Below are 13,025 nucleotides of genomic sequence, written 5' to 3'. Positions count from 1 at the left end.
ATGCCGACATTATTCAAAAAGATACAAGGTGCACTGTGTTCCGTGTGCTTTTTTTTACCCGTTCAATCTTATGCAATCAACGACAGCCTATCGCCATCTGTCGCCGGTAATTCAGAGTTCAATATTGTCACGAACGCTCCTGTAGAGTTCGAGACATACATTGTCCGTTATGCGACACACTTTCCGACCAGTAATTTTGAAAAAACCCTGGATATTGCAAAAGGTTCTGTGCGTAGATTCTGTCAAGAGTTCAACCTGAAAGGAAATTCATGTCTGACAGAAATTGGAGCGCTCAGCATTGAAGGTCTGATCCAGCTCACCGCACACCTTAAAAAAGGGTTATCTGATGAGTCGAGCTTATCGATTAATGACGTCGATTTACTGCTGCTGAAAGTGGCTATCAAGCGAACAGATGACCCTTACACAATCATGTTAAGAAAAGATGCAGATGTGACAGGGACACCATCAAACGAGCAATCAGAGAAAAGTGAATTGTCTGAAGATGGCCTTCGTTTAAAAATTACAAACTTCGACAGCGATAACGGCTGTGTTGCAGAAAGTCTTCTCTCACACCCAGAAAAGATTCGATCCTTAGACTTACGAGATAATCATGGTGGTGACCTTGAGTGTACGATCAAGATACTCTCCGGTTTTTTACCGAAAGGACGTCATCACATCGCCACACTTTTCACAATGGACGGAGAAGAAGCGTTATGGGTCGAAGGTTCTCTTGATGACAATGAATTGAAAAAACGAAGCCTTTTCGTCAACAAACATACGGCGAGTTCCGCTGAAATTTTCGCTCACAATCTGATTGAAAATGGATGGGATGTTGATGGATTACCGATGAAAGGCAAACGAAGTATTCAGGCAAAGTTTGATACACCATATGGGAGCTACATGCTGACTATCGGAAAGTTTGAAATCAATAATTCATCCAAATGAATGAATTTTTAGGTTGCCGGCACAGGGAAAGAGAGGCAATACAATTTGCCTCTTTGTTGTCATGGTTCAACCTTTTCTACGCTGAGTCTCGCTCTACCAGAGGGGCATAGTTATAGAACGATGAGTAAAGTGCATCATCGACCCCTTCTACACCATTTTCAATCTTAGGATAAGGGAATGGCGCTTCAACTTTCTTTTCATTGAGATAATGAGACCAAAACCCTACCACTTCAATCCATGAAACATGTCTACCTAAATTGTTAAAAACATAGAAGAGGTTTCTATTTTCCTTTTTAAGCCATATGCTACTGCATGAAGGAAGTACGCCCCCAAGCCGTGCAGACTCAATCAGTGCAGCAATGACTGTACTTTTATAAGCGTGCTTCTTCAGAATATTTTTAACTGCTGGAATATCCTGAAAGTCAGATATATTTTTTTCGACAATGGCCTGGGATATCTTTTTGTACTTTCTTTGTCTGAATGTCTCTTTCCAACCCATGACAATACCATTTAAGTCTTTGAAGAATACTTTTCTTACTTTTTTCCCCTTCGAGGTTCCTGCAACATAAAAATTGATATTCAGGATGCTGAGTAAAAACGTTTTCACACCCTTTTTTAAGCTCGGCAGGAAGGTCGGCTTGACACTATAAGCATAGCCTAATGCTTCAATTAATTGATAAGTGGCCGCTTTCCCTTTTGCCGGTGAGTTCACAAGTGGTAATGCGATAGCCGCAATCGTTCTGTAGTTTTTATCTAACCCCTCAAAGCCATCCCATTTCTCGCCTAACTGCTCAACCAAAAGGGTTGATAAATTTTCTTCATTGAGCTTAAACATCTCCTTTCCATCATCAATGAACTCTTCAATACAATGATGATTCTTGAGATAGGTATAAATCTTGGGTGACATTCGCCAATGCCCCTCATCAAGGTCGTACTTTAACGGATTATCATAAACAACAGGAAGAAGCTCGGGGAAGCCTTCAGCCATGGATTCAGCAAATTCATCAAGCGTAAATACATTATCGAATTTTTTAATGGTCAGTAATTTATATGTGATCCGCATTGATATATAGAGATAAATCGGTAAATAAACAGCCATCGCAAATCTGCTTGTGTTTGAGAATTTACCTGAAAGTTCCCCATCACTTGTTGAAAAAGCATTTCTGATCGCCTCCATACTGCTTGTATCTGTTTCAAGAAGTCCCTTATAAATCTCATTGACGATCGGATACAGTCGTCCATCAGGTATATTTGAGTCAACAATGAACCAATCCACCCAAAACAGAATATAATCAAGATTTTCACTCACAAAAGGAAATGAAGTTATCTTGTAGAGCAGCCAGACCTTACCATAAATCAACCAATACCATGCGCCAACATAGTACTTCAAAAGGTATTGATTGATGACCCAGGGCGCAATGAGACAGGCAGCAAATATCGCAATGAGCATTGCAGTTGAGGATTGTGACGAATTGTTATTTTCGTTCATTTTTATTTAAAGTTACCAACTCCTGCTAAAAAAGGAAGAAAAAAAGCCCACAATGTGAGCTTTTGAATCCAGTGAGAAACCTTAGCCTCGCTTGTTGTTTATCTCTGAAATGACGTCTAACTTATTATTTTTTTCAGCCAAAAGCGCCGCCAGTAAATCATTGTTTAACTTTTCCAGTTCTGAGATTTCCTGATCAAGCATATTCTCTAAAGCCATCTGATTTAGAACAAAAATCATTTTACCCTTTGCGTTTGAATTCGTGACCGCATCGACATCAGAGGTTGCAGCTTTCGTCAACATCACCCGCATTTGATCAAATCGGCTTAACCTTAACGTAGACGTATTTACGATAGGAATCCTGTTGTTATATGCTTTAGAAAACACATACCTTGACATGTTTACCATCGACTGAAGCTGCTTATATCTTGCCGTGTAATTGACCACATTTGTATCAAGTTCGGAACCAATGGGCGGTTTTTTAAGATGCGTCATCGGTACAGCATGTTCAATGTATGACTTTGCCGCTTTCATTTCATAATCACTATAGGTGTACTCCGTTTTCATCACGATGTCTTTCACCACCCCTTTGCCTGCTTCATTCATGGGTCGCAGGAACACGAAAGATAAAAGATCCGCATTCGGAATTTTTGCAACTTCGTCACACAAGCCCTGGCTACGATCAGCTTCTGTACAGAAATTTTCATAGTGACTTTTCACCACATTTCCACCAGAAAACGTCAATAAAGCCCCTCTTGCAGAGAATTCGTACTCTCCGACAGCGCTTCGGGTTAAGTTCAACGAAGCATTTCTACCTGTCGCACTAAACGCGGCGTCTGAGTTTTTTTTCAAAGCGCAGAGTTTCGCAAAATACGCCTTGTTAACCGCTTTCCCCACGTCACCACCACCAGTCGCCAAAAGTGCAGCCGCTTCTCTTTTCCCCGTTTTCTCAAGATAAGCTTCATGGTTCATTCTCAGTTCAGACGTTAATCGTTGAACATCTGTCTGGTTTTTTGTGATCAGTTCAGCGGCTTCCATCGTTGTTTGAGCCAGCTGCATATTCTGATCAACCACAGCATTTTGAATGTTCGCAAAAGCTATCTTCAACTGCATTGAAATCGTCGAGTCATATGCATCAAACGCTTTACCTGGACTCTGAAGAACAAGCGTCAGTGCCGGGTTGGCTAATGTTTGAACGGACCCAACTGGCGGACATGTACACGCAAACGCCCCGCCAGCATACATAAATGCGACAATGATGGGGACTTGCTTTCGTTTTAAGTTCATCATCTTCATCTTATTCGCCTACTCTTTTTAAATACTCAATGTTCTCAGGATCATTGGCTTCAGCAGCCAGCAAAGCCGCCAGTAACAGTGACTGTCTCTCGAGTCTGATCATCCTTTCAAATTGAGCTTCATTCTTCTTCACTAAGGTTGTGTACATTTCCAGCCAAATCTGATTGTCTGACATCGCGGTCAGCTGATCGATATTGGCGGGGGATACCTTGTTCATATCTTCCTGAATTTGGTGCCACTTTAAGTCCAATGGACCTGCGCCATCCTCGACCTCTTTAATCATTTCTCCCTGTTGAATCGATGACATCGGAATACCAGACAATTTTTGTCCTCGTCTCTCTGCAACAGACTGATTAAGCGTACTTTTTGCTAAATCCAACTGGGCAGCGCGACTCATAAACTTCGACTGGAAAGCGACCGAAGTCTCTTTTTTACGTTCTGAAACCGGTTGGTTACCGATGGCATCTAAGTTCACAATATTTTCGACAAACGCCTCGGCCGCCTTTAATTGAGCAGAGTTCCGATAGGTCTGAACAATCGGTGGTAAATCTTTTTTGCCGCCCGCGGTTTTTTCTAGAGAATCAAACTCAACAATCTTCGCCATCTTCTGCAACTGAGGATCTTCCAGATTGAGAATTCCAGCCCCCCCTACTGGCGCTGGCGCATAAAGGTTCGAAGCTGAAACACCCCCATTAGGTATGATTTCATTCTTGAGCACCTTTTCGATATAGTCGCCCTTGGTCACAGTGCCACACAAACCTTTCTCTACCGCATCTGGCGTACAGTTAGACGAGATCTGCTCTTTCAGCCTGACCGACTGAGCCTCTTTCGAGTTGGTTTTATTCAGCGTCTCTTGCGATTTTTTCGCAGAATCAATATGGGTTCTGTTTTGCGCTGCCGTCTCGGCTGCTTTTTTAGTCTGGCGTTTTTTACCCACCGCACACATCTCTGCATAGGTTAATAAATGAGAACTTGGCGTAAACTTCCGCTCAAAACCAACATTCTTCATTTCTTCCTTTTTCGCTTCACACGCTGTATCGCCACGGTTACAGGAAGGTGCTAAAGCTGAAGGTTCAACCACAGCCGCTTTCGCGTCCACCTCTTTCTTTGTGTAGTCAATCACCTCGGAGATATTCAGGTGCTTGATATCTTCCCTTCTTAAAAATGATTCGATAAATTTGACCGATGCATCGCTTTCATCAGAAATGAGTTTCGTCAGATCTTTCTGCCTGAGCGCCTCCAGTTGGGCCTGATAATCCATTTCTAACTTCATTTGGATCTGAGCTGCAGTTAATTGATCTGTCGAGGTCTTTGATGCGGCAGACAAAGTTGCCTTGGCGGCTTCACTGCCGCTTGCATGAACAGCTGCGATGACATTTCTCGTCGCGTTCATGATTGTTGTTGATGTCGTCGCGGTCGCAGCAGTAATACGAGAAACATCTTCAGCCAGCGGCTGAGTAACCACTGGCCCAAAATCTGTTACGACCAGAGGCTGATTACTATGAGCGCCATAAGACATTGCAACAAGGGTACAAGCGACAAATATTCTATTAAGCTTCATCCTTAATATTTTTCCTGAAATTATAGCACTAATTTGATTCGAGTTTAATTTAAGCACCTGATAAACACACCGATTGATAATCCTTTCGAGATACACGAAACGGGCGAAATAGAATGGCATGGGCTTTCAAGAACACCATCTGAATTCATTCCCGCCAGAGAAAACTTAGCACTCAGTGTTATTTTTATTGGAACTGGAGATACGTTCCAAAACCAATTTCATCTTGTTTATGAAAACTTTCGCGAAGGAAATATAAATCTGAGGATGTGATAAGAAATATTTTCATGATTACAAATTTTAATCGTGAAGATTTTTTAAGTATCTTTCGATAATAAAATCACTAAAAATGAATCACATTGAACTCAGAGTTATGCCCAGCAAGGTGGTGTTTACCATCTGGTTACAACATTTACTGCACTCAAGACGGGCCCGTTTCTCTCGCATCTATGACCATGTGATTGAGCTAAACACAGGAGTGTGCAGCATGTTTGCATTTGGTCGCCACATTGAGACAAACCACCCGATTATCGCAGCCCCAAGGCCGCTCATCCCCTGGTTCTTTATGGGAAAAATAAACCGAGCCATTATTGCAGGCATGAAAACACTGTATATCGAATTTGGAGAACCTGAGTCACCTTTCTACATTGCAATCCAATGCTCCAGGAAGAGAATCGCTTGCCTTCTGCCAAAATTTGAGGAAACCCAGGACTTAGTGAAAACCGTCGATTTTCACGGCTATGTCACAACGGGGAAATCAGGTGTGGAAATCACCAAAGCTCTCAATCGGTCGCCCATCCAAATTGTCAAAAGTTTTGATGAAATTGTTCCACCAAGAGCGGGGAATTCCGAAGATTGGAGTGACAATCTGGAACAGGGCTTTGATATTTATGACACTGAAAACTTCGAAAATCTAAAAGATCCACTCATCTACTGAGACTATGTACACTACAAATGATAAAAAATACATCATTTTCCCTTCATCTGGAGGAAAATTAAATGAAGGACGGTTATTTTCGCCAACAACAAGTATGAGAGAGTCTGATTCAGCGTTATTCGCTAAACTTCTCACAGACTGTTCTTTTTTTTCTGAGATATCACGATTCGCGAATATCACAAGTGATGACAATCAGGCAAAAAACTACCTCAAGGAATATTTTTCAGAATATAAAGCATGCAATAACGAAAAAGACATCTATAAAAACCGGATGCCGCTCAATATACCTCTGGTAAACAGCGTTCATATCCAGCTCAGTAAAGCGATGTCGATGAATAAGAAATGATTGTATCAAAAGGAGCCTCAGGCTCCTTTTTCACTGATTGCTTCTGTCCAGATTTACCCGAGGCTATGATTTCATTGAGAGGTAACCCGACACCAGTGAATCGGCCATAAACTGAATCGGATCTCTCTTCACTTCCGGATCTGGGTGAGTCTCGCTGATGTTTTCATACACCTTCCGACTTCCGAAACCATAAGATGATGATAACGCCTGAATGGCTTCCGACACGGGAAGCTTCGCCATCACTTTTTGCTTTAGAGAGTTATCAATGGCATCCGATGTTGTCATCCAGTACATGTACGGGTAAAGCACAAATCTTAATCTCTGAATCAGCGTTGCCTTCTTAAACTTGAATAAACCGACAATCGAGGCCCCCCTGGCGCCTTTTGGCCCCGTCAGCTCACTCATGACATAATTCATCGTGTCTTCATTGAGGGCAAATGTTGACTTAATTTCCTCTTTTGATCCCGCATCATTCGACATTAAAAACGTTGTTGACAAAAGATTCTGCATCGACTCATCGAAGTCCTGAAGTAGCTGAGAAGCAAACACATTAATCAGAGACCACTTACGACCCTCACGCATCTCTCGCTTTATCTGAGAGATCACCGTCGGAGACTTCAATCGATGGTACTCATCGTAAACAAGTAACTTCGGAATCGACTTCACCAGATCAATTCTCTTGTGATGGTAAACCTTGTATTTCTCTGGCACGACTTCCATCAAAGTGCTTGAGATAAACATGTTGTTCGACACGATGAATCGCGCCAGAGCGTAAAAAACAGAGGAATCTTTATCCATTTCAGCATTGCCCGATTTCGCCACCCGATCCAAGTCAAGTACGATAAATCTAGCCATGTTCACATCAAGAACGGTTACACCAGAAAATACGGGGTATTTCTCAATCGCCTCCATCAAGGCTCTTCGAACATAAGGAACTAACTCCTCGTTGTTGTATGCAACAATCCCTTTGTATGAGTTGTTTACCGTATCACTGATGGTCAGTTGCTGAATCACATCTTGAATGCTGGGTACCGCAAATCTTTGCGCAAACTCCGCCATCACCAGGCGCTTTTGATCAAACAGATCATCAACAATTTCCCAGTAAGTCTTCCCTGTCGCATCGTAACCAATCTTCTTCAGGCTGGCATCCAGCTTCGGCGCTCTTCCCTCTCGGTAATAACGTGGCTTTTCCTTATCGCTGAGCGTGAAGTAAGCTTCCTTCACAACTTTCCTCAGTAAGTTTGCTGCGTCACCATGCACCTTTTCTTCCCCTGCTGGCGTGATAATCCCAACCAGGGTAGAAATAATCTGATTCATTTGATCAGAATCTGCATACCGGCAACCTATCTGAGTATCAAAAATATTGTATGCAAACTTTTTGTTGTTCTCATACGTGATGTGTTTGAACAGGTGCTTTTTGTTCTTCGGTGCCATCGCAGCCAAAGTCTCCACCATAGTTTTGGCTGAGAACCCGTTATCGATATAGCCAACCATCGGCATTTCTCCCCCGATGGTCTCGCCAAATAAGTGTGAAAAAGCAATATTTTGCAGCAACACAGATTTACCAGAACCCATGGTTGCACAGACGCCGATATTCCAGAATTTCTGTTCAGATGATTGAACCGCATAGGGATAGATGACATCCCCGTTTCCAACGAAATTTAAAGCGGAACGCCGCCAGAAACGAAGCCTTCTGCCAAATGGCAATTGAGCAAGAACGCCCGATAAAGGCGCGTAGACGGTACTGCCAAAAGTTTTGTAATTCATTCCCTGGATCGAGGAGGCTAAGGCATCAAAAGGGCAGCCTCTGTAGTTGCGAACCACAGAATTGCCCCAGCTGGAAACCTCCCCCTTCAGGTAGTCTCTGTTCTCAAATAACGTTTCTGAATCCTGAGACCATGTAGTGACTGAAACCTTATACTCAACATCAGGCTCACCCACCTCTTTCAGTAAACTGACAGCCTGGATGGATTTTTTAATGCGTTTATTCGATGCCGGCACGGGCAAGGTCGATAAGAGCTTTTTCCAGAAAAATGTAAAGCTTGACGCCGATGAGATTGCAAAAGAAAACATGCAAGGCACATCACTTTTGATCACATCACCTATCGCGTTGAACAGAACGAGATTTCTCGGCGGGTTTTTCACCTCAAACGTACTGAAGTATCTATCACCGACCCTCACGACCCCCTCTGTGAGATCCACATCGATATCATCCTCTCTGATAATCTGAGAAGACACTGAATCCCAAAGCAGGTGACTCGCATCATCCTCTAACCCGCCTGCATGGGCTTTCGCTTTTGGGTAAGTCTCTCTGTCCGGGAATATGAATTGAAAACCTGCCCCCAGGAAAGGATAAATCACCTGGGCCATGGATAGCATCGCTTGATCTCTGTCCACAACGTCAGCCTGCACACCCGACGCGGCAAGTCCGTCAATCACAGCCTCCACATAGTTTTCGTGCTTCACCTTCATATGTGAATAGGTATCGACCAGCCCATGGGCATCATCCGCGATTGGCAGCTCTTTTTTTGCTTCCGCGATTTCTGATTTCTCTTGCGCAATTTGCCGAGGACGAAGGAAAGATGTATTCGTCCACACGGCCAGGAAAACATCTTCTTCGATGATTTGTTTCGATATAAATTTGACCTGATCATCGAACAGATCTTCCATCCCTTCGAACTCGTAATTTCTCGCCTTCTCTCGTGCACCAGCAATTGACGCTTTCACTAAATCTGCCTCACCCCCGACTTCTTTCACGTAAGTGACATGGATTGAGTGAACCCCATCTTTAATCCCAGCCGAGATTTTACTCATGAAAGGCCTTAATGATGCATTATATGAGTGGTAGTGGTTATCTTCCGATTGACGCCCATTGACCTTCACAATGGACATGAGAAATCCATCTTTTGACACAAAAGTGTGCTGCCCGATTGCTGCGTCAATATCGACAACCTGATCAGGATCTGTTTTTGTGCCGTTAATATAGAGCCTGATTAAATTCTCTACAGCACCGGCGATACTTAAATTCATTGAACTTTTTTAAAAAGTATATAAAAAAGCGACTTCATCACAAAGTCGCTTTGTTGCATTTCAAATCATATTGATGATGCTTTTATTTGCTTTCCCATAGCCTGAACGAACCCACCCCATTTATCTGGGTGATATTTTTTCAAAACGTTGGTACTCAGGTAAGCCAATTGACGACTCGCGAGTTTTTCAGAAGGAAACAACCTGACTGAATCAAATAGCTTTCCTCTTTCTTCGTAATCTGATTCATCCATCATATACATGAATTGGCATACAATTGAAGGCGTTGATGCGCCATGACAGATCCCTGTATTTAAAACTTCAGATCGTCTGAGAATTAAATCTTCAACATCAGAAATCAGATCCATCATATCCTGACTCTCTGATGCCAAGCTCTTTGCGTAATACATCACCAATGCCAGCGATGAAACCTGTGTTTGTGTAAGGTCTGGAGCAAAAATGAGTGTGCCTGAATCAGAAAATCTCACCATATCCAGGTTTCTCGGGTAATAACATAACCCGCAAAGAATTTTTGCATCTGCACTGTCTTCGGTTTGACCGATGAAGGCATCATCTTCAAACACAGGGAGATTACAACAGTGACAATAAATCACATCGATAGTCTTCCCCCCACCAGTTGAAACGGCCTTGGTCGCCGAGGCCACCAGCGCAGAGGTCTGCTTGTCGGATAATTTTTTTAGCTTTTTATACTTAGATATTCCTAACATAATCCAGTTTTTTTAAATAATACCTGTTTTGCTCACCCATAGGTAAATTTGCTCCATTGCTGCCGGAAGATTCAAGAATAATGTCGAAAATAAAAGGACAATGACTTGCTTCCCGTACGAAGTCTGCCTTTCTTTTCCCTCCGAGATTGCATAAATCTTAAACCAAGCAGATAAGTAGAAATACATTGCAATCACTTGGAAAACCCCAACAACAACCTTGAACCTCCCGTCCAGAAACTTCTGAAGCTCAGATTCAGTTAACTGAGTGTGTTTCTCTTTAAGAAGCTCTTGTAGATTGTTTGAAGCTGTTTTGTAGCATTCTCGGGTTTTACCATCTGTGTCAACACCCCCCTTTGCCGTGTTCGGATTTAAGTTATACGCAAAACAGAACTGACTCTCTTTGCTTACACTAAACCCGAAAGTCTCCGACATTAACATCACACTGGTTGAAGGGTTCATTAAAATTCCTGCAATAATAAACCTCACAACAAGCTGTCTGGCAGGATTTTCCGCCCTTTGTTTAAACTTCTCAAAATCAGCAAAGGTTGAAACGATAGAAAGCAATATCGTGGCCCCAACAATAAAAGAAACCACATAAAACAAACCGATAAATGATTGTATGTTGATAGCGGCTTGAATGAATGATTGCGTTTGTTCCCCCGCTTCAGCCTCAGCAAAAGCAGCAGCAGGCGATAAAGCCAATAATGATATGAATATCCTCACCTTAATTTGTTTATATTTCATTAAATTTAAGAAATTATAAACCAAGGTTCAATGACAGTCCCAGTCACACAAATCAGGAAAACCCGCAGTGTTTTTAAATGATTGAAACCCTAGACAAAAATAAAAGGGAGGCTCACCTCCCTAAATATAGTTTCATTGACAGTCAACAAGATCTAATGTCTGAATTTCACCTTGCCACTTTCAGTCATGACTTCCTTCGACTCTTTAGACACTGAAGTTATTTTTCCATAACCATCAATATAGTCGCCAACATTATAGTAACGAATTTTTTGCTTCTTCGGATCATCGTCCATATCGATAAAAACCCGGCCATTTACGATTCCACTCAGGTTATAAACAGGTTGTGATGCACCTTTCGCCACATCAATTCCGAGGGCATTTGCTATCGTTCGCTCTTTTCGTTCTGGTAAGGCATTCGAGTCAATCGATTTCGATAATTCACTGTACTTATTGTAAAGTTCCTCGTTCATCCTTCTGGCTTTATCCGCCTGAGAATAAACCTCATCAATTTCTTTTAATAACTCGACTTTTAACTCATTAATTTTCACCGAAATGTCGCCGTTATCCGCTTTACTTTCCTTCAGAATTTTCTCGATCTCTTTATCAAACTTACCTTCGAGAGATTCCAATTTCTTCAGCGCGACAACAATACCGTTTCTGGCTGCATTATCTTCAACAGAACGCGTCGAAATCTGTTTGATTGCGGTCTGCATATCACTTCTCAGAACTAAGTCTTGATTCTCTAACGCGTCGAGCCTTTGCGTTGCGGTGGCCATCAGCCCTTTTACTTCCCTCAGGCTGCCTGCAATATCAGAAGCTTTATCTCCACTGATTGATTCCACATCATCAATCACCTGTCTCAGATCGCCAATCATTGTCTCGAACTGCGCCTTAGTGACGTAGCCATCCTGAATAACTTTTATTTCTTTTTCAGTTGATTTCCCAAGCGAGCTTTGGAGTCTGTTCACTTGATCATCGACATCATCCTTTGTTGCTAAGGTATCTTTGAGGACAAAATCATATGCAAAATACCCCCCACCAATGAACAGGGCAGATGTGACGAACGAAGAAATCAACGATGCTTTGAATACACTCGGAGAGCGGCCTTCGGCAGACTTCGCCTGACTTGGCTTCCCTTTCTCTGTTTTATTACTTTTCACGTTATCTTGTTTATCTTTTCTGTGAGATTCTTCAGCCTCCTTCTTTACTTCTTTACGGGCAGCCAGACCTGATGCGACACCAACTGCAGCAGCAACTGAAGCCGTACCCACTGCCGCAGCAGCAAGGGCATCACTGCTTTCAAACACTTGGTTATTCGCGAAGCCTGACGCTTCTTCACCGGCTCCTTCATCACGCACAGGCGCGTTATCTTCAGTAAGGAACGCATCGCCCGAATCATCTTCTGTCGAGAAATCGTCATCAGAGAGGAAACCATCATCCGGGTCATCCACTGACAGAAAGTCTTCATCAGTAAGGAAACCATCATCTGAATCATCCTCAGACAGGAAGTCTTCATCAGACGAGAACGCATCAGCATTGCGTGTTTCTCGCTCAGGTTCAGAAAATGTTTCCTCTTTCCCATCTCTGACAAAAGAGTCGCTTTCTGCTTCAACTGAATTTGATACCTCATCACTCTGTTCAAAATCTGGAAAAGGCGCGCCAAACTCATCATCAGAAACAACGTCAAAACTCGTATCATCCACAGCAACCGCTTGAGAGATATCATCGAAAAGTTCTGACTCATCACTGTCACTTTCTTCAAAACCAAACCCATCTTCATCAGCTAAAATTTGGTCTTCAGAATCCAGCTCATCATTCTCAAAAGGATTTGTTTCATCCAGGCTATCCTTACTATCAAGCCTATCTTTATTATCAAAACTGGTTCCATGATTGAAACCGTTTTGCTCATCAACGTTTTCTGTTTCTGAAAAAGTATCTGCTTCATCAAACGTATCCGT

At 42.5% G+C, this 13,025-nt stretch carries 10 protein-coding genes; 3 read left to right on the top strand and 7 right to left on the bottom strand.

The features are described 5' to 3' along the window. On the top strand, positions 1-945 hold the full coding sequence (locus EA58_RS13120) for a S41 family peptidase (RefSeq protein ID WP_036753607.1): 945 nt from the start codon (positions 1-3) through the stop codon (positions 943-945). Positions 946-1,021: 76 nt separating this feature from the next. Here EA58_RS13120 and EA58_RS13115 read toward each other — a convergent pair whose 3' ends face one another. The 3 genes from EA58_RS13115 to EA58_RS13105 form a co-directional block, all read right to left on the bottom strand. Further along, the gene (locus EA58_RS13115) at positions 1,022-2,434 is read right to left on the bottom strand and encodes a secretion/conjugation apparatus DotM-related subunit (protein WP_152548029.1); all 1,413 of its coding nucleotides are present in this window, start codon (positions 2,432-2,434) and stop codon (positions 1,022-1,024) included. 81 nt (positions 2,435-2,515) lie between these two features. Continuing rightward, the gene (locus EA58_RS13110; RefSeq protein WP_036753601.1) at positions 2,516-3,727 is read right to left on the bottom strand and encodes a hypothetical protein; all 1,212 of its coding nucleotides are present in this window, start codon (positions 3,725-3,727) and stop codon (positions 2,516-2,518) included. Between the two features lies 1 nt (position 3,728). Beyond that, positions 3,729-5,288 (bottom strand): hypothetical protein, encoded by a 1,560-nt coding sequence (locus tag EA58_RS13105; protein WP_152548028.1) that lies wholly within the window; start codon positions 5,286-5,288, stop codon positions 3,729-3,731. Positions 5,289-5,772: 484 nt separating this feature from the next. Between EA58_RS13105 and EA58_RS13100 the strand changes: the two genes are divergently transcribed. Together EA58_RS13100 and EA58_RS13095 are read left to right on the top strand one after the other, a co-directional pair. After that, entirely contained in the window at positions 5,773-6,222 is a 450-nt protein-coding gene (locus EA58_RS13100; RefSeq protein WP_036753595.1) for a hypothetical protein, read from the top strand. 4 nt (positions 6,223-6,226) lie between these two features. Continuing rightward, positions 6,227-6,568, top strand: coding sequence for a hypothetical protein (locus tag EA58_RS13095; protein ID WP_152548027.1), 342 nt, complete (start codon positions 6,227-6,229; stop codon positions 6,566-6,568). 63 nt (positions 6,569-6,631) lie between these two features. Here EA58_RS13095 and EA58_RS13090 read toward each other — a convergent pair whose 3' ends face one another. The 4 genes from EA58_RS13090 to EA58_RS21715 all read right to left on the bottom strand — a co-directional run. Continuing rightward, a complete protein-coding gene (locus EA58_RS13090; RefSeq protein WP_152548026.1) occupies positions 6,632-9,382 on the bottom strand; it encodes an ATP-binding protein in 2,751 nt (916 codons plus the stop codon). Between the two features lie 281 nt (positions 9,383-9,663). Then, the gene (locus EA58_RS13085; RefSeq protein ID WP_036753586.1) at positions 9,664-10,323 is read right to left on the bottom strand and encodes a hypothetical protein; all 660 of its coding nucleotides are present in this window, start codon (positions 10,321-10,323) and stop codon (positions 9,664-9,666) included. Positions 10,324-10,335: 12 nt separating this feature from the next. Then, a complete protein-coding gene (locus tag EA58_RS13080; protein WP_036753583.1) occupies positions 10,336-11,067 on the bottom strand; it encodes a hypothetical protein in 732 nt (243 codons plus the stop codon). Between the two features lie 152 nt (positions 11,068-11,219). Next, a partial coding sequence (locus EA58_RS21715) for a hypothetical protein (protein ID WP_036753580.1) occupies positions 11,220-13,025 on the bottom strand: 1,806 nt, incomplete at its 5' end.

The sequence above is a fragment of the Photobacterium galatheae genome (genome assembly GCF_000695255.1).
Lineage (GTDB): Bacteria > Pseudomonadota > Gammaproteobacteria > Enterobacterales > Vibrionaceae > Photobacterium > Photobacterium galatheae.
Note: the sequence above shows the minus strand (reverse complement) of the source record. Positions and strands in the feature narration are given on the sequence as shown.

What these genes read in the sequence shown, in the direction of transcription:
- EA58_RS13100 (WP_036753595.1), top strand. Translation starts at nt 5,773, where the DNA reads ATGTTTGCATTTGGTCGCCACATTGAGACAAACCACCCGATTATCGCA.
- EA58_RS13105 (WP_152548028.1), bottom strand. Translation starts at nt 5,288, where the DNA reads ATGAAGCTTAATAGAATATTTGTCGCTTGTACCCTTGTTGCAATGTCT.
- EA58_RS13120 (WP_036753607.1), top strand. Translation starts at nt 1, where the DNA reads ATGCCGACATTATTCAAAAAGATACAAGGTGCACTGTGTTCCGTGTGC.
- EA58_RS13110 (WP_036753601.1), bottom strand. Translation starts at nt 3,727, where the DNA reads ATGAAGATGATGAACTTAAAACGAAAGCAAGTCCCCATCATTGTCGCA.
- EA58_RS13095 (WP_152548027.1), top strand. Translation starts at nt 6,227, where the DNA reads ATGTACACTACAAATGATAAAAAATACATCATTTTCCCTTCATCTGGA.
- EA58_RS13085 (WP_036753586.1), bottom strand. Translation starts at nt 10,323, where the DNA reads ATGTTAGGAATATCTAAGTATAAAAAGCTAAAAAAATTATCCGACAAG.
- EA58_RS13090 (WP_152548026.1), bottom strand. Translation starts at nt 9,382, where the DNA reads ATGAGTAAAATCTCGGCTGGGATTAAAGATGGGGTTCACTCAATCCAT.
- EA58_RS13080 (WP_036753583.1), bottom strand. Translation starts at nt 11,067, where the DNA reads ATGAAATATAAACAAATTAAGGTGAGGATATTCATATCATTATTGGCT.
- EA58_RS13115 (WP_152548029.1), bottom strand. Translation starts at nt 2,434, where the DNA reads ATGAACGAAAATAACAATTCGTCACAATCCTCAACTGCAATGCTCATT.